The organism is Streptomyces sp. NPDC020731, assembly GCF_044334705.1.
In the GTDB taxonomy this organism is placed as follows: Bacteria; Actinomycetota; Actinomycetes; order Streptomycetales; family Streptomycetaceae; genus Streptomyces.
The window spans coordinates 73,929-90,748 of record NZ_JBIRTN010000017.1 but is presented as its reverse complement, the minus strand read 5'-3'; the positions used below and the strand labels follow the sequence as shown (position 1 = coordinate 90,748).

The window sequence follows — 16,820 nt, the reverse complement described above, 5'->3', positions numbered from 1 at the left end:
CGAGGGGAACCCCATGAGCCGCTGGCGGGCGCTGATCGTCCTGGGGACCGCGCAGTTCCTGATGGTCCTCGACACGTCGGTCATGAACGTCTCCATCAGCCAACTGGTCGACGACTTCGACACCGAGGTCACCGCCATCCAGGCCGTCATCACCCTGTACGCGCTGGTCATGGCGGCCTTCATGATCGTCGGGGGGCGGCTGGGGGACATCCTCGGACGGCGCCGTGTCTTCCTGGGCGGTCTCGTCGTCTACGCCGCGGGCTCGGCCCTGACCGCCGTGGCGCCCACCCTGTGGGTGCTGGTCCTCGGCTGGTCGGTCATCGAGGGACTCGGCGCCGCGCTGGTGCTGCCCGCCATGGCCGCGCTCGTCGCCGAGTCCTACCGGGGCCGCGACCGGGCCGTCGCCTACGGCGTCGTGGGCGGTCTGGCCGGTGCCGGGATCGCCGTGGGCCCCCTGCTGGGCGGCTGGGTGACGACGTACCTCACGTGGCGGCTGGTCTTCGCGGGTGAGGTCGTGGTCGTCCTGGCCGTCCTCCTCCTGCGCCGCGCGATCACCGAGACGCCGAGGACCGGGGTGCACCCCCGGCTGGACGGGGTCGGTGCCGTGCTCTCCGCGGCGGGCCTGGCCCTCGGGGTGCTCGGTGTGCTGCAGAGCGGCACCTGGGGCTGGGTGCGGCCGCGCAACCCGCCCCTCACCGTCCTCGGGTTCGCGCCGACGCTGTTCGTGATCGGTGCCGGGGTGGCCGTCCTCGCGGTCTTCCACCGGTGGGAGCGGCGCCGGGACGAGCGCGGCGACGACCCGCTGGTGCACCTGTCCCTGCTGCGCCGGCCCGCCCTGGGCTCCGGCCTGATGTCACTGGTGAGCCAGAACCTGATCCTGCTGGGGCTGTTCTTCACCATCCCGCTGTACCTCCAGGTCGTGCAGGGCTTCGACGCCTTCGAGACGGGGCTCAGGCTGCTGCCGGTGTCCGCGACCATGCTCGTCACCTCGCTGGGCGCGGCCCGGCTGGGACGCCTGGCCGGACCCCGCCGGGTCGTCCGGCTGGCCCTGCTCACCGTCGCGGCGGCCGTCCTCTGGCTGCTGGCCACCATCGACCCGGTCATCGACGACGCCCACTTCGCCGGGGCGATGGCCCTGCTCGGCGTCGGCATGGGCCTGTTCGCCTCCCAGCTCGGCAACGTCGTCCAGTCCGCCGCGGGCGAGGAGGAGCGCAGCGAGGCAGGCGGGCTCCAGTACACCGCGCAGAACCTGGGCTCGGCCCTCGGCACCGCGCTGATCGGGTCGCTGCTCATCGGCTCCCTGGCGCACGCCTTCACCGCACACGTGGAGGACGATCCCCGGCTGTCGCGGGAGGCCCGGGAGCAGGTCGGTGTCGCCCTGGAGGCCGGGGTCACCTTCGTCCCCACCGACCAGGTGCGCGCGGCGGCCACCCGCGCCGGGCTTCCGCCGGACGAGGTGGACGCGGTGACGGACTCCTACGCGTCGGCGCAGCTCGACGGCCTGAAGGCGGCGATCCTCGCCACCGGCGGCATCACCCTCGCGAGCTTCCTGGTGACCCCCCGCCTCCCGGGCCCGGCGTCCGAGCACCCCCGGCCCGGCGGGCGGGACGGGGCCGGCCGGAGGAGGCCGTGATGCCCGGTACCGGGCACGCCGTCGAGCACCGGGCGCACGCCGACTACACGGGCGGCGTCTACGGATCCATGCTCGCGGCCTCGGTGATCGTCGGGGCCGGCACGCTCGGCTCGTTCCCGCGACTGGAGATGGTGCTGCTGCTGTTGCTCACCGGCGGGGTGTTCTGGATCGCGCACGTGCACGCGCAGTTGTTCGGGGCACGGCTGGCGCAGCGCACCCCGGACCGGCACGTCGTACTGCGGGCGTGCCGCGAGGAGTGGACGATCGTCAAGGCCGCCGTGCCGCCGGCGGCCGCCGTGGCCGTCAGTCCCGTGCTCGGCCTCGGTGTGCAGGGCACCCAGTGGTTGGCGCTGTCCGTCGCCGTGGCGGGGCAGGTGGGCTGGTCGGCGGCGGCGGCCCGCCGGGCCGGCGCCGGCCGGCGCCTGATGGCCCTGTCGGCGGCGGTGAACCTGGTACTCGGCCTGGTGATCCTCTCGTGCAAGCTCTGGCTGAAGCACTGAGACGAGCGGCCTCTCACCTGTACGGGGTGATCCGGGCCGCCGCCCGGCGGCGGACGATCGCAGGGTACGGGCGCGGCCCGCCTGTTCCAGGCCACCCGGGGAGCGGCTCATGCGCTACGAGATCCGTGTCGACGGACATCTCTCGGAACCGCTGATCAAGGTTTTTCCGGAACTCGACCACGTGGTGATGTCCGGCCAGACCCTGCTGTTCGGGCATGTCGTCGACGAGGCGCACCTGTACGGGCTGCTGGCCCGCTGCCAGTCGCTGGGCCTGCGCGTCCTGGAGATGCGTCAGGTACCGGAGTGAACCCCCGGCCGGCGGATCACGGGCTCTCGGCGTGCACCCTGCCGGACCGCACGGCCTCACCCAGCGCCTCGAAGTCCCGCTCGTTGCGGTCGGCGTAGTCCTGCGCGAACCCGGTGAGCGCACGGTCGAAGCGGTCGCCGCGACCCAGATAGGCGGCGATGGCGACCGGATCGCCGGAACGGGCGTGGGCGCGCGCCAGGCTCGCCCCGCACAGCCGCGCGAACAGCCGCAGCAGCCCCGGGTCCATGGTCTCCGGCCGGGCGATGCCCTTCCAGTCGCGCAGCTGCCGTACGTAGAAGTCACGGGGCCGTCCGTCGAGGCCCACGGCGTGCGTCCAGCCGAGCAGGATGTCGCTGGTCGTCTGGATCAGCCGCTGCCCCGCCACCACCCGGCGGCCCTGGTTGTCGTACCGCTCGCCCTCCGTGTGCGGCGCGAGCACCGACTCCTGTGCCTCCTTGGCCTGCAGCAGCAGGGGGTCGTCGTCGTCCCGGCCGAGCAGGAGCACGATCCAGCAGCGGGTGCCGACACTGCCGACCCCCACCACCTTCCGGGCCACGTCGACCAGGTGGTAGCGCCCCAGCAGATGCCGGCGCTCCGACGGCAGGGAGCGCGCGTAGCCGTCCAGGACCTCGCGCAGGGCCCTCTCCTCGGTGGAGGGGTCGTCCAGCAGGTCGCGCAGGGGCGTGATCAGCGGCGGGTCCGGGGTGATGCGCCGTCCTCGGGCCGTGACCCGGGTGAGCTTCGCGAAGGCCTGGAGGTGTGTGCGGGTGCGGGCGTGTTCCGTCGCCTCGGCGGTACGGCGCCGGGCCTCGCGGTCCATCGACGAGGCCATGAGCTCCCGCAGCCGGTCGGCGTCGTCCTGCGCGTACCAGATGTCGAGGGTGCGCATCCCGGCGAACTCCCGCACGCGCCGGCGGTACGCCTCCGCACAGGCGCGCACCGCGCCGTCCTGCTCCTCGACGGGAAAGCCGTTCGCCCGGCCGGCGACGGCGAGACTCGCCGCCAGCCGCTTGACGTCCCACTCGAAGGGACCGGCGTGCGTCTCGTCGAAGTCGTTGATGTCGAAGACGAGATGGCGTTCCGGGGAGGCCAGCAGGCGGAAGTTCAGCAGATGGGCGTCACCGCACAGCTGCACGGTCAGACCGGTGCTCGGGGCCGGACCGAGGTCCGCCGCCATGATCGCCGCCGCTCCCCGGTAGAACCGGAAGGGGGACTCGAGCATACGGCCGTAGCGGACCGGCACCAGCTCGGGCAGCCGGGTCGCCGACTGCCGCTCGATCACGTCGACGGGGTCCGGCCGGTCCCGGGCCGCCTCGAACCGCCCGTGGGACGACCGCGGGGAACGGCCGCGCGCGTCCTTGCCGCGGGCGGCCCGTTCGGCCGGGGAAAGGGAGGCGCTGAACGGACTCGGTACGGCCATCGCTGTCTCCCGCCTGCACCGCGAACGACGACTGCCTGCCGAAGGGCGACCGTCCGCCGGACGACGACTGTTCGCCGCCATCCCACCGCGCCCGCGCCCCGACCGGATCACCCGTCGCGGGTGACCCGGCGACGCCGGCCGGGCGGAAGGCTGGTCCTGCGCTCGCGCTGCGGCCCGAGTGCGTCTCACGGGAGGAGGAGCCATGAGCGCGACACCCGGTCCGGCACCCGGCCCCGGACGGACGCACACGCCCGACGGCGCGGCCCCCGGCCTGCCGGGCGGACCCGCCGAAGTCCTGGGGGCACTCGGGCGGTCATGGCAGTGGATCCTCGCCTCCGCCGTCGCCACCCTCGTGCCGGGCATCGTCGTGCTGGTGTGGCCGGACACCACGCTGCACGTCCTCGCGGTGCTCATCGGCCTGTACCTGCTGGTGGCCGGGGCGTTCCGGTTCGTCGGTGTCCTCGGGCGGGAGGAACAGGGCGCGCGGCTGCCCGAACTCCTGCTCGCGGTGCTGTACGTCCTGGCCGGAGTGCTCTGCCTGCGCAACCCGCTGCAGACCATCGCCGCCCTCTCCCTCATCGTCGGAGTGGTCTGGCTGGTGTCGGGGATGCTCACCCTCTTCACGGCCATCACCTCGCGGGACCTGCCGCACCGCGGTGTCGTCCTCGGTGCGGCGCTGCTCGCCGTCGTCGCGGGGATCGTCGTACTGGCCCTGCCCGCCGAATCGGCCCGGGCGCTGACCCGGCTCCTCGGCCTGTGGCTCGTCCTCCTCGGACTGGTCGAGGCGGCCGTCGCCCTGGCCTGGCGGGCCGCGCTGCGCCGGTCGGGCATCGCGGGCGCGCCCCGCCGTCCCGCGGGCACCGGCTGAGACGGCGCCCGCGGGACGGAAGAAGGCTCCGCGGCCACCCGCCGCACGCCCGCACGCACCCGGTGACCGGACCCGCACGCCCGGACGGCACGCCGGGCGCGGGCGGCCGCGTCCGGCCACGGGCGCACGGCACAGTGTCCGGTCCCCGCCCTCGGTGGCTCCCGCGCGGTGGCTCCCGCGCGGTGGCTCCCGCGCGGTGGCGCGCGCCGCGGTCGCCCCGGCCCGTGGGGGGGGGGATTCCTTCCCCGCGGGGCTCCGGCACTTCACCCGTCCGGGGTGAGGCAGGGGGCGCCCGCCGGGCGGACGCTGAGCACGGGGCCGGACGACATGTCGGGCGCAGGCCCGGAACGGAGGACCGAGATGAGTGGTGCGACGTACCTCGCGTACGACTATCCGCTGCTGAGCGCCTTCTGGACCATGCTGGTCTTCTTCCTGTGGATCATGTGGTTCATCCTGCTCTTCCGGGTCGTCATGGACATCTTCCGCGACGACGCCCTGAGCGGCTGGGCCAAGACCGGCTGGCTGGTGTTCACGGTCGTGCTGCCCTTCCTGGGCGTCTTCGTCTACGTGATCGCCCGCGGCAGGAACATGGGGCGCCGCGAGATCACGCAGGCGCGCGCACAGCAGGAGGCGTTCGACAGCTACGTCCGCGAGACCGCCAGGGGCGCCGACGGCCGCACCAGCAGCGTCGACGAACTCGCCCGGCTGTCCGAGATCAAGGCCCGCGGCGACATCTCGGACGACGAGTTCCGCAGGGCGAAGGAACTGGTCCTGAGCGGCCACGGCCCGGCGGAACACCCGGGCCCGTTCGCCTCGTCCGCGGGGCGCTGACCACACGAGACCGAATCGAGGCAGCGGAATGACAGCGACACACCCGACGCACGGCGCACGCGGCGCCACCGGCGCGCACGCGCCGACGGCCAAGCGACAGTGGGCGGAAGGCCTGACGGTCTTCGCCGCGGTCACACTCATGATCGTGTCGGTGCTCGACATCCTCCGGGGCATCATGGGCATCGCCGAGGACGACGTCTTCGTCACGACGCAGGACTACGTCTTCCAGTTCGACCTCACCGCGTGGGGCTGGACCCACCTGGTGCTCGGCGCCATCGGGGTGCTCGTCAGCCTCGGCCTGGTCCGGGGGGCCATGTGGGCCCGCGTCGCCGGCGTGACGATCGCCGGGCTCCTCATCATCGCCAACTTCCTGTCCCTGCCGTACTACCCGGTCTGGTCCGTCGTGATGATCGCCTTCTCCGGGTTCATCATCTGGGCGCTGTGCGTGCCGCGTTCGCACACCGGCGCCGAACACTGAGCCAGGGCTCCGTGCGGACCGTCGGCCGCCGAGGTGCCGGGTGGGCGCGACTGGCGCTCCTCGCCCTCGCGGCCGGCGCGCTGGTCCCGCTCGTCGCCGCCGGGCTGCGCAGCGTGCTCTGGGTGCTGCCCGGCATCGCCGGACTGGCCCTGGCGGCCGTGGGGCTGTGGTGGACGCTCGCCCACTTCGGGGTGGTGCGGATCGTGGGAGCGGCGCTGTGCGTGACGGCACCGCTGACGGTCCTCGCCCTGTACGCCGCGGGCGGGATGCTGGGGCCGGCCGCGGTGTCCCTGGCGCTGTGGGCGCTGGCCGTGGGCGCGGCGCGGAGGGCGGTGGCGTCCGGACCCGCCGGGCCGGTGCCCGCCCCGCCGCCCGGCCGTCCCTGGGCGCTGATGAACCCGCGCTCCGGCGGCGGCAAGGTGGACCGCTTCCGGCTGGCGGACCGGGCGCGCGCGGCGGGTGTCCGGGTGGTGCTGCTCGGCGCCGGGCACCAGGACGTGGCCGCGCTCGCCGAGGACGCCGTACGCGACGGAGCCGATCTGCTGGCGGTGGCCGGCGGGGACGGCACCCAGGCGCTGGTGGCGGAGGTGGCCGCCCGCCACGACGTGCCGTTCCTGGTGATCCCGGCCGGCACCCGCAACCACTTCGCGCTCGACCTCGGGCTCGACCGGGACGACCCGGCGAAGGCCCTGGGCGCCCTGACGGACGGCGTCGAACTCCGTGTCGACCTCGGGTTCGCCGCAGGCCGGGTGTTCGTCAACAACGCCTCCTTCGGCACGTACGCGGCCGTCGTGGGCGAGCCCGCGTACCGGGAGGAGAAGCGGCAGACCACGCTCCGGATGATGCCCGGGCTGCTGTCGGGTCCCTCGGCACCCCGGCTGCGGATGCGGGCGGACGGGACCCGGGCGGACGGGCTGCAGGCCCTGCTGGTCAGCAACAACCCGTATCCGCGGGCGGTCGACGCGTCCCGGCCGGGGCGCAGGGAGCGGCTGGACTCCGGACGGCTGGGGGTCCTGGGTGTGCGGGTGGAGAGCGCGGTGCGGGCCGCGGGGATGGCGCGCGGTCCCCGCGCGGCCGGTCTGCTGCGGCTCACCGCCGGGGAAGTCGTCGTGGAGGCGGACACCCCGGCCGTTCCGGCCGGTGTCGACGGGGAGCACGTGCTGCTGCCGGCCCCCGTGATGTGCCGGATCGTTCCCGGGGCGCTGCGGGTGCGCGTTCCGCGCGGTGCGGTGAGTAGGCGGCGGGGAAGCGGGGCACCCGACTGGCCGCGGGTGACGGGGCTCGCGCTGGGACGGCGGGAGGACGGTCCGTAGGACGACGGTCGCGGTCGCGACCGGGAAGGCGGTGGACATGTGCCGTTGGCTCGCCTATTCGGGCACTCCCATCCTGCTCGACAGCATTCTCTACAAGCCGGTCCATTCACTGATCGACCAGAGCCTGCACTCCAGGATGGGCGTCGAGACGACCAACGGTGACGGGTTCGGCGTGGGCTGGTACGTGCCGGACAAGGACAGCCCCGCGGTGGTCCGGGACATCGGGCCGGCGTGGAGCGACCGCAACCTGCGGGAGATCGCCGAGCACGTCGTCTCGCCGCTCTTCTTCGCCCACATCCGGGCCTCCACCGGTACGGCGGTGCAGCAGACCAACTGCCATCCGTTCCGGCACGGCCGCTGGATGTGGATGCACAACGGGGCGATCGCCGAGTTCCACCGCGTCCGGCGCGACCTCGCGCTGGCCGTCGAGCCGGAGCTGTTCCCGTACGTCGAGGGATCGACGGACTCGGAGATGATGTTCTACCTGTCGCTGACCCTCGGCCTGGAGGAGGATCCGCCCGGTGCCGTCGCCCGGATGGCAGGCCTGGTGGAACGCGTCGGCCACGAGCACGGCGTGGAGTTCCCGCTGCAGATGACGGTGGCGGTGACCGACGGCGCGTGCCTGTGGGCGTTCCGCTACTCCAGCCGGAAGGAATCGCGCTCGCTCTTCTACAGCACCCGCGTGGACACGCTGCGCTCCCTCCACCCGGACGTGGCCTTCCTGCGCGAGATCTCCGGCGACGCCCGCCTCATCGTCTCCGAACCCCTGGGCGACCTGCCCGGCGCCTGGAACGAGGTCCCGGAGGGGACGTACGGCGTCGTTCAGCCGGAAGGGGACCGGATGGAGACCTTCACGCCTGTCGCGGCCCGGGGGTTCTGACCACGCAGGGCCGCAGACCCCACGCCGCTCCCGGTCCCGACGGGACCGGGAGCGGCGTGGTGCTAGACGTTCGCCTTGATGCAGTTACGGCCGGGGTCGCCGTTCACGTAGTAGTACCACTTCATCGCCTTGCGGGTTTCCGGTCCGTAGATGCCGTCCACGCCGATCTTCGCCGCGGTCTGGACCTCCCGCACGGCCTGCCGCGTCAGGTCCCCGTAGATCCCGTCGGTGCCGCCGGTGCTCTTGCCGTGGCAGTGGATCAGGTTGAACTGCAACTCCTCGACGGCCGGCCCCGAGTCGCCCTTCCGCAACTCGCAGTTCCTGCTGTTCGTGCCCTTGTGGTACGGCTGCTTGACCGTCGTCGCCCCGGCGTCCAGAGCCTTCGTCCTGACGCCGTTGCACGTCGGGTACGAAGCGGCGGACGCGGTGGGCGCGACGGAGACCGCGCCGCCCAGGAGACTCGCGGTGACGGCTCCCGCGAAGAGGGCGGCCCTGGTACGAGGCAGGCGGTCTCGGCGCATGGTTCCTCCCGTTGCTGTCGCCGATGCGTTCGACGCACCGGTCTGCCGCTCCAGCGTCCCGGAGGCCGGTCCGGTCGGCCAGGTCTTTCCGCCCTGCCGAAAAGGCCCAGGACACGAGGGGGAACCGAGTGCTCCGAATCCACCTCGCCGATGCCGGCCTGGGCTTTTGCGTCCAGCCTCAAAAGCATGGCGTGGTATTGGAGTTGCGGCGATCGTTGGCCGGGCATGCCCCTGTGCCCACCGTTCACTGGAGAGAGCCGCCATGGCCGTCACCATCCTGCGCCGGTCCACCTGGGCCGCCCACGTCTCTGATACGTCGACCGGAGCCCAGCTCATCACGGAGAGAGCGGCGACGGTCTACTGGGACCACGAGTTCGCCTTCCGGGAGGCGCAGAAGGACGTGGTCGAGGAGGTCGGTGCGCCCCCGAAGCCGCATCCGACGAGGGAATGGATGCCGTGGCGGGGAGGCGTGTTCCTCCACCACCGGGGGCCGCGCAGCTTCCAGCCGGACTCGGAGGAGGACTGCCGCCGGGACATCGCCGACGTGTGGTCGGGTCACTACGACGACACCGGGGACATCTACTACAACTACCTGGTGTGCCCGCACGGGAACGTCTACGAGGGGCGCGGTCTCGAGCGCGGTGAGGCCAATGCGCCCGGATACATCCACGACAGCGAGTACAGCTATGTGGGCCGCAACGCCGGCTACTACTCCATCTGCGGCCTCCTCCGCTCGAACGACGAGCCGACGTCCGCGATGCTCCGGTCGATCGAGGACCTGATCCGGTATCTGCGCACGGATGTCCCGGGGACCCGCAAGGCCGGAGACGACATCTTCCCGCACTCCAAGGGCTACGCCACCGAGTGCCCCGGCAACCTCCTGCCGTACGCGAAGAACGGCTCCGGCGTCGACCCGGGCTCCCCGGACCAGTCCGCCCCCGGACAGCTGGAGGTCATCTCCCGCGCGGGGTGGGGAGCGCGCCCGCCCCGCGCCGTGACCAAGGTGGTGTACGGCGCGCGCACCGGCTTCGCCGTGCACTACTCCGCCGCGAACAAGTACCAGACCGTGCGGGCGATCCAGAACTACCACATGGACGGCAACGGCTGGGACGACATCGGCTACAACTTCCTCGTCGACTGGCAGGGGCGGATCTACGAGGGGCGGGGCTGGGACAACCTGGGCGCGCACATCACCGGGCACAACACCACCCACTTCGGGGTGTGCTTCATCGGCGTGGACGGCGATGCCACGGCAGCGGCCAAGAACGCGATCCGCAGCCTCTACCACGCCGCCAACGAACGGACGAACAAGGTCCTCGACGCCACCTACCACGGGGCGTTGGCCTCCACCCAGTGCCCCGGCTCGGCACTGCGGCTGTGGGTGATCAACGGGATGAGCGGATCGACCCTGCCCATCGGAGGCAGCGATCCGGGCACTCCCGGAACGGGACTGACCAGCGTCCGCTCGGTCTCCGCCCAGCAGCGGGCCGTCAACAGCCTCGGCCACACCCCGCCCCTGGACGTGGACGGCGACTTCGGTCCGCTCACCAGCGCCGGGGTCAAGTGGCTGCAGGCCAAGGTCGGTGTGAATCCCGACGGACTCTGGGGTCCGCTCACCGAGGCGGCGTACGTGGCGTACATCGGCAGGGGCGGCGGCGGGGGCGGATTCGCCGCGATCCGCTCCATCGCCGCGCAGCAGAGCGCGGTCAACGGCCTCGGCCGCACTCCGCCGCTCGATGTGGACGGCAGCTTCGGCCCGCTCACCGAGGCCGGGGTGAAGTGGCTGCAGACCAAGGTCGGCACCGCGCCGGACGGCATGTGGGGGCCCGACACCGAGCAGGCCTACGCGACGTACACCGGGGCGCCGAACTTCAGCGGGGGCGGAATCACCACGATCCGCTCCGTGCGCTCCCAGCAGAGCGCGGTCAACGGCCTGGGCCGCACCCCGGCGCTGGACGTGGACGGCGTCTTCGGCCCGCTCACCGAGGCCGGGGTGAAGTGGCTGCAGGCCAGGGTCGGTGCGGCGGCGGACGGCATGTGGGGGCCCGCCACCGAGGCGGCGTACACCGCCTACACCGACGGGGAACGCCTGACGGTCGACGGGGAGTTCGGACCCTCGACGATCACCGCGACACAGCGTGCGATCGGGGTCACCGCCGACGGGGAGTGGGGGCCGGCTTCCAAGCGCGCGCTTCAGCAGCACCTCAACACCTGGGCGGGGGCCGGCCTCGTCGTCGACGGCGACATCGGCCTGGCCACGGTGAAGGCGATGCAGCAGCACCTCAACAAGATGACCGGCGCCGGTCTGGTCGTCGACGGCGACTGGGGAACGGGCACCACCCGGGCCCTGCAGACGGCTCTCAACCAGGGGAGGTTCTGATGCGTGACGAGGCGTCGGGCGACGAGGTGCGGGGCGACGAGGCGGAGGCCGCAGGGGGCCCGTCGCGGCGCGGTGTGGTCACGTACGGCGCGCTGGCCGCCACCGGACTGCTGGCCGTCGGGACACCCGGCGCCGCGGCGGCCGACGGCTCCGCGCGGCGGCAGGCCGCCGGGGGCAGCCGCCCGCCGTTCTCCCGGTTCGAGCCCGTGGCGGCCAGTGAGGCGGACGCCGTCACCGTCCCCGCCGGGTACCGCGCGGACGTCATCGCTCCGTGGGGGCAGCGGATACGCACGTCCGGGGCGGACACGGACGGCTCCACCGCGCAGGCACGGCAGGTCGGCAGCCACCATCACGGCATCCGGTACGTCCCCTTGACGGACGGTGCCGCGGCGAGCCGGCGTGGTCTGCTGGTCATCGGCCACGAGAGCGCCGATCCCGCGCTGCTGGGCGACGACTCCCGCGCGGCCGCGGCCGCCCACGGTGTCACCGTGGTCGAGGTGCGGGAGTCCGGCGGGACATGGAGGACCGTGGGCTCGGCGCCGGGCCGCAGGATCACGGCGGACACGCCGACCCGGTTCTCCGGACCGGTCGCGGTCGACGGCGGGTCGCGCGGTGTGCCGGCCGTCAGCGGTGTCGGCGTCACGCCCTGGGGGACGTGTCTGGCCGCGGAGGAGGACTTCCAGGCCTGCTTCGGCACGGACGATCCGGCCTGGCGGCGCACCGAGGAAGACATCCGCTACGGGCTGTCCGCCACCGGGTTCGGCCACCCGTGGCACCGCTCGGACCCACGCTTCGACCTGTCCCGCCCGGAGGCGGATCCCCGGCACTTCGGCTGGATCGTGGAGTTCGACCCGCGCGATCCGTCCTCCGCCCCGGTCAAGCGGACCGCCCTCGGCCGCTTCATGCACGGCGGCGCGACGGTGACCGAGAGCGCCGGCCGTGTCGTCGTCCACAGCACCGACGCCGTGGACGGCGGCCACCTGTACAAGTACGTGAGTGCGGGCGGCCGGCGCACCGGGCGCCAGAGCCCGCTGGACGACGGCACGCTCTACGTGGCGCGGCTGCGCGCCGACGGCACCGGGTCCTGGCTGCCGCTGCGGCACGGGCACGGCCCGCTGACCCGCGAGGCCGGGTGGCGTGACCAGGCCGATGTGCTGGTACGCGCCCGGCTCGCCGCCGACGCCCTGGGCGCCACCGCGCTGAACCGGCCGGAACGGGTCGCCGTGAGCCCCGTCGACGGCCACGTCTACCTGGCGCTCGCGGGCGGCAACGGCGCGGCCCGGTGTACGGACGCGGGCACCGGGAGCGCGGTGCCGCGGCTGGGAGACGCCGATCCCCACGGACGCGTCGTGCGGTGGCGGGAGACGGCCGGTGACGGGCTGCGCTGGGAGGAGTTCCTGTCGGCCGGGGATCAGCGGTCCCCCGAGGGGACCTTCCTCGCGCCCAAGGGCCTGTGGTTCGACGCGCGGGGCACCCTGTGGATCTCGACAGGGATCTCCGGACACGCGCTGAACGGCCCCGGCGCCGTGTACCGGGAGGCCGGCAACAACGCCCTCCTGGCCGCGGACGTCGCGACCGGCACCGTCCGCCGCTTCCTCACCGCCCCGCGCGGCGCCGAGGTCACCGGGGTGGACGCCACCCCGGACGGGCAGACGCTCTTCGTCAACATCCAGCACCCCGGCGAGCGGACCGCCCGCTGGGGCGCCCCGGACGCGCGCGACCCCCGCGCGGTGAGCGGCTGGCCGGGGCTGCGGCCGGGTGACCGGCCGCGCTCCGCCACGGTCGTCGTGCGCCGCACGGCCGGATAGGACCGAGCCCCGCGTGCGCCCCCCGTCCGGGACGGGGGGCGCACGGTGCTGTCGTGGCCGGCGTGCCCCGGCGGGGACGGACGGCCGGTACGTCCCGCCGGACCCGTTGACCTCTCCGTGACACGCCCTTACCTTGTCGGCGTTCGTCATGTCAGATGCTGTTCGACACTGCGAACGGCATCATCCTCCCCCACGAGAGGCAGACCGCATGAGCCGCGCCGCCGACGACCTGCCCGACCCGCCCCCCGCCCGCAGACTCCTGCTGAAGGGCGCCCTCGCCGCGGGCGCCCTCGCCGTCGCGACACCCGCCGTGGCCGCCGCCGCACACCCGAAGGCAGCCCCGTACGTGAACCCGCTCGTCCCCCACCGCGCCGACCCGCACATCACCCGGCACACCGACGGCTTCTACTACTTCACCGCCACCGCCCCCGAGTACGACCGGATCGTCCTGCGCCGCTCCCGCACGCTGGGCGGGCTCGGCCGTGCCGCCGAGTCCGTGATCTGGCGGGCGCACCCCACCGGGGACATGGGCGCCCACATCTGGGCGCCGGAGATGCACCGGGTCGCCGGCAAGTGGTACGTCTACTTCGCCGCCGCGCCCGCCGAGGACGTGTGGGCCATCCGCATCTGGGTGCTGGAGAACGCCCACCCCGACCCCTTCAAGGGCACCTGGACCGAGAAGGGGCGGATCAGAACCGCGTGGGAGACCTTCTCCCTGGACGCCACCACCTTCGCCCACCGCGGCACCCGCTACCTCGCCTGGGCCCAGCACGAACCCGGCACGGACAACAACACCGCCGTCTGGCTCTCCGAGATGGCCGGCCCCTGGACCCTGACCGGACCCCAAGTACGGCTCTCCACACCCGAGTACGACTGGGAGCGCATCGGCTTCGCGGTCAACGAGGGCCCCTACGTGCTGCACCGCAACGGCCGGCTGTTCATGACGTACTCGGCCAGCGCCACCGACCACAACTACTGCGTGGGGCTGCTGACCGCCGACGAGGACAGCGACCTCATGGACCCGGCGAGCTGGGCCAAGTCACCCGTCCCCGTCTTCACCGGCAACGACACGACCGGGCAGTACGGTCCCGGCCACAACTGCTTCACCGTCGCCGAGGACGGCCGTACCGACGTCCTCGTCTACCACGCCCGCCAGTACAAGGAGATCGTCGGCGATCCGCTGCACGACCCCAACCGGCACACCAGGATCCAGAAGCTCGGCTGGAAGACGGACGGCACCCCCGACTTCGGCGTTCCCGTGGCCGACGGCGCGACGGGGGAGGGGACTTGAGATGAGACGTGCCCACGCCGTACTGCTCGCCCTCTGTCTCGCACTCGCCGGTGCCCTGGCCACCGCCGGGCCCGCGCAGGCCGCCCCGCAGACCATCGCCAACGGCACGCAGTTCACCGACCGTTCGGGCGGCCCCGTACACGCCCACGGCGGCGGCGTCCTCAAGGTCGGCGCGTACTACTACTGGTTCGGCGAGCACCGCAACGCCGACAACACCTTCCGTTACGTGGACGCCTACCGCTCCACCGACCTGAAGACCTGGGAGTTCCGCAACCACGTCCTCACCGAGGCCAGTCACACCGAGCTCGCCACCGCCAACATCGAGCGGCCCAAGGTCATGTACAACGCGCCCACCGGCCAGTTCGTGATGTGGATGCACAAGGAGAACGGCAGCGACTACAGCGAGGCCCGCGCCGCCGTCGCCGTCTCCGACACCGTGGACGGCGACTACACCTGGCGCGGCAGCTTCCGGCCGCTGGGGCAGCACATGTCCCGCGACATCACCGTCTTCACGGACACCGACGGCGTCGGCTACATGGTCTCCGCCGCCCGCGAGAACTACGACCTGCACGTCTACCGGCTCACCGCCGACTACACCGGCGTCGCGAGCCTGGTCGCCAACCCCTGGCCCGGCGGCCACCGCGAGGCCCCGGCCCTGTTCAAGCGGGGCGGCGTCTACTTCATGCTGACCTCGGGCGCCACCGGCTGGAGCCCCAACCAGCAGCAGTACGCCACCGCCACCAGCCTTTCGGGCCCCTGGTCGGCGATGCGCAATGTCGGCGACTCGACCGCCTTCGGTTCCCAGACCGCGTACGTCCTGCCGGTACAGGGCAGCTCCGGCACCTCGTACCTGTACCTGGGCGACCGCTGGGGCAACTCCTTCGGCGGGACCGTCAACGACTCCCGGTACGTGTGGCTGCCGCTGGCCTTCCCGTCGTCCACGTCGATGTCGATGTCCTGGTCGCCCGAGGTCACCCTCGACACGGCCGCCGGGACGGTCAGCGGCACCGCTGCCACGTACAACACGCTGATCGCGCGGCACAGCGGCAGGTGCGCGGACGTGACCGGCCAGTCGGTGTGGCCGGGGGCGCAGATCAAGCAGTACGACTGCAACGGCGGCGGCAACCAGAGGTACTGGTTCAAGTCCGTCGGCAGCGGCTACTACCAACTGGTGGTCCGCGGCAGCAGCCTGTGCGTGCGGGAGAACGCGAGCACGGTCTCGCAGGAGAACTGCGACGCCTCCGCGACCGGCCAGCAGTGGTCCCTCACCACCACGGGCTCCTACGTCAACGTCACGTCCCGCGCCACCGGCGAGTGCCTGGACGTGAACGGCGGCTCCACCGCCAACTCGGCTGCGCTCATCACATACACCTGCAACGGAGGGACCAACCAACAGTGGACGCGCGGGACATGAGACCGGGCCGCACGCTCGGCCGGGCCGCCGTGACGACGGCCGTGGCGCTGGGCATCGGCCTGTCGGCCGTACCGGCCCAGGCACAGCAGCACAAGGGGCGTCCGCCCGCCCCCGGCATCGAGAACTGCACGGCCACCGCCTGCCACTTCGACCTGCCGCCCGGCACCTACGACGTGCGGGTCACCCTCGGCGGTGACCGGGCGTCCAGCACCGCCATCGGCGGCGAGACCCGGCGCGCCCTGCTCCCGGAGACCGCGGCACCGGCCGGGGAGCGGACCGTGCGGAGCTTCACCGTGAACGTCCGCACGCCCGAGGGCGAGCCCCTCGGCGCCGAGGGCACACCCGGACTCGACCTCACCGTCGGCGGGACCGCGCCCGCACTCGCCGGCTTCCGGGTCACCCCGGCCCGGCACGCCCGGCAGATCCTCCTGGTCGGCGACTCCACGGTCTGCGACCAGCCCGGCGACCCGTACTCCGGCTGGGGCCAGCAACTGCCCCAGTACCTGCGCAAGGGGCTGTCCGTGGCCAACTACGCGGATTCCGGGGAGAGTACGGTCAGCTATCTCGGGAACCCGCTCCTCTGGGACACCGTCCGGCCACTGGTCCGGCGCGGTGACCTCGTCCTGATCCAGCTCGCCCACAACGACAAGACCACCGACGAGGCGACCTACCGGGCCAACCTCGAGTTCCTGGTGGCGGGCGTGCGGGAGCGGGGCGGCGAGCCGGTCCTCGTGACCCCGATCGTGCGGCGCTGGTTCAACACCGACGGCACCCTGAACAACGACACGGCCCTGCTGGTCAACGGGCTCGGCGTCGACCACCCGGCCGTCGTCCGCTCCGTCGCCGCCGACCGGGACGTCCCGCTGATCGACCTCACGGCGCGGACCAGGGAACTGGTGGAGTCCCTCGGCGTGGAGGGCTCCAAGGCGCTGTACCTCTACAACGAGAAACGGGACAACACGCACACCTCCGTGCACGGCGCCACCGTGTACGCGGACCTGGTCCGCGAGGAACTGTTGAACCTGCGTCTGGTGCCCGAGGGCACAGTCAGGGTGGGATGAACCCCTGGGGCGCTCCGACCGGAACCGGGGCGCCCCAGGCCAACTCCCCGCGCCAGGACAGTCCCGGGCCCACCCTCACGCCCGGACGGTTCGGCCGGCACCGAAGCGTTCCGCT

General features: G+C 72.9%; 15 protein-coding genes. 13 read left to right on the top strand and 2 right to left on the bottom strand.

Annotated features, from left to right (window positions below; translation table 11 throughout):
• Positions 1-13 precede the first annotated feature (13 nt).
• The 3 genes from ACH4VX_RS25305 to ACH4VX_RS25295 all read left to right on the top strand — a co-directional run bounded on the left by ACH4VX_RS25305 (position 14) and on the right by ACH4VX_RS25295 (position 2,440).
• Positions 14-1,633 carry an MFS transporter gene (locus ACH4VX_RS25305; RefSeq protein WP_398370304.1) on the top strand — a complete coding sequence of 540 codons (1,620 nt, stop codon included), beginning with the start codon at positions 14-16 and terminating at the stop codon, positions 1,631-1,633.
• Positions 1,633-2,133, top strand: a complete 501-nt coding sequence (locus ACH4VX_RS25300; protein ID WP_398370302.1) for a hypothetical protein — start codon at positions 1,633-1,635, stop codon at positions 2,131-2,133. The genes ACH4VX_RS25305 and ACH4VX_RS25300 overlap by 1 nt, the downstream gene beginning before the upstream one ends.
• Positions 2,134-2,242: 109 nt before the next feature.
• Entirely contained in the window at positions 2,243-2,440 is a 198-nt protein-coding gene (locus ACH4VX_RS25295) for a hypothetical protein (protein ID WP_345586675.1), read from the top strand.
• A 16-nt stretch (positions 2,441-2,456) separates the two neighbouring features.
• On the opposite strand, the gene ACH4VX_RS25290 is transcribed toward ACH4VX_RS25295, so the two are convergent.
• Positions 2,457-3,860 carry a DUF2252 domain-containing protein gene (locus ACH4VX_RS25290; protein ID WP_398370300.1) on the bottom strand — a complete coding sequence of 468 codons (1,404 nt, stop codon included), beginning with the start codon at positions 3,858-3,860 and terminating at the stop codon, positions 2,457-2,459.
• A gap of 202 nt (positions 3,861-4,062) precedes the next feature.
• On the opposite strand from ACH4VX_RS25290, the gene ACH4VX_RS25285 reads away from it, so the two are divergent.
• The 5 genes from ACH4VX_RS25285 (at position 4,063) to ACH4VX_RS25265 (ending at position 8,230) form a co-directional block, all read left to right on the top strand.
• Positions 4,063-4,728: an HdeD family acid-resistance protein gene (locus tag ACH4VX_RS25285; RefSeq protein WP_398370299.1), complete on the top strand. Its 666-nt coding sequence runs from the start codon at positions 4,063-4,065 to the stop codon at positions 4,726-4,728.
• Between the two features lie 360 nt (positions 4,729-5,088).
• Positions 5,089-5,559, top strand: coding sequence for an SHOCT domain-containing protein (locus ACH4VX_RS25280; protein ID WP_398370297.1), 471 nt, complete (start codon positions 5,089-5,091; stop codon positions 5,557-5,559).
• A gap of 28 nt (positions 5,560-5,587) precedes the next feature.
• Positions 5,588-6,037, top strand: coding sequence for a hypothetical protein (locus ACH4VX_RS25275; RefSeq protein ID WP_398370295.1), 450 nt, complete (start codon positions 5,588-5,590; stop codon positions 6,035-6,037).
• Between the two features lie 11 nt (positions 6,038-6,048).
• The gene (locus tag ACH4VX_RS25270; RefSeq protein WP_398370293.1) at positions 6,049-7,350 is read left to right on the top strand and encodes a diacylglycerol/lipid kinase family protein; all 1,302 of its coding nucleotides are present in this window, start codon (positions 6,049-6,051) and stop codon (positions 7,348-7,350) included.
• 37 nt (positions 7,351-7,387) lie between these two features.
• Positions 7,388-8,230, top strand: coding sequence for a class II glutamine amidotransferase (locus ACH4VX_RS25265; protein WP_398370291.1), 843 nt, complete (start codon positions 7,388-7,390; stop codon positions 8,228-8,230).
• Positions 8,231-8,292: 62 nt separating this feature from the next.
• Here ACH4VX_RS25265 and ACH4VX_RS25260 read toward each other — a convergent pair whose 3' ends face one another.
• Entirely contained in the window at positions 8,293-8,751 is a 459-nt protein-coding gene (locus ACH4VX_RS25260) for a peptidoglycan-binding protein (RefSeq protein WP_398370290.1), read from the bottom strand.
• A gap of 262 nt (positions 8,752-9,013) precedes the next feature.
• On the opposite strand from ACH4VX_RS25260, the gene ACH4VX_RS25255 reads away from it, so the two are divergent.
• The 5 genes from ACH4VX_RS25255 to ACH4VX_RS25235 all read left to right on the top strand — a co-directional run bounded on the left by ACH4VX_RS25255 (position 9,014) and on the right by ACH4VX_RS25235 (position 16,705).
• On the top strand, positions 9,014-11,131 hold the full coding sequence (locus ACH4VX_RS25255) for a peptidoglycan-binding protein (RefSeq protein ID WP_398370289.1): 2,118 nt from the start codon (positions 9,014-9,016) through the stop codon (positions 11,129-11,131).
• Complete coding sequence (locus ACH4VX_RS25250; protein WP_398370288.1) at positions 11,131-12,939, top strand: PhoX family protein; 1,809 nt, start codon at positions 11,131-11,133, stop codon at positions 12,937-12,939. Before ACH4VX_RS25255 ends, ACH4VX_RS25250 begins: the two co-directional genes overlap by 1 nt.
• A gap of 208 nt (positions 12,940-13,147) precedes the next feature.
• On the top strand, positions 13,148-14,230 hold the full coding sequence (locus ACH4VX_RS25245; RefSeq protein WP_398370286.1) for a family 43 glycosylhydrolase: 1,083 nt from the start codon (positions 13,148-13,150) through the stop codon (positions 14,228-14,230).
• A gap of 1 nt (position 14,231) precedes the next feature.
• On the top strand, positions 14,232-15,644 hold the full coding sequence (locus ACH4VX_RS25240; protein ID WP_398370285.1) for an RICIN domain-containing protein: 1,413 nt from the start codon (positions 14,232-14,234) through the stop codon (positions 15,642-15,644).
• Positions 15,641-16,705 (top strand): rhamnogalacturonan acetylesterase, encoded by a 1,065-nt coding sequence (locus tag ACH4VX_RS25235; protein WP_398370283.1) that lies wholly within the window; start codon positions 15,641-15,643, stop codon positions 16,703-16,705. Before ACH4VX_RS25240 ends, ACH4VX_RS25235 begins: the two co-directional genes overlap by 4 nt.
• The last annotated feature ends 115 nt before the right edge of the window (positions 16,706-16,820 follow it).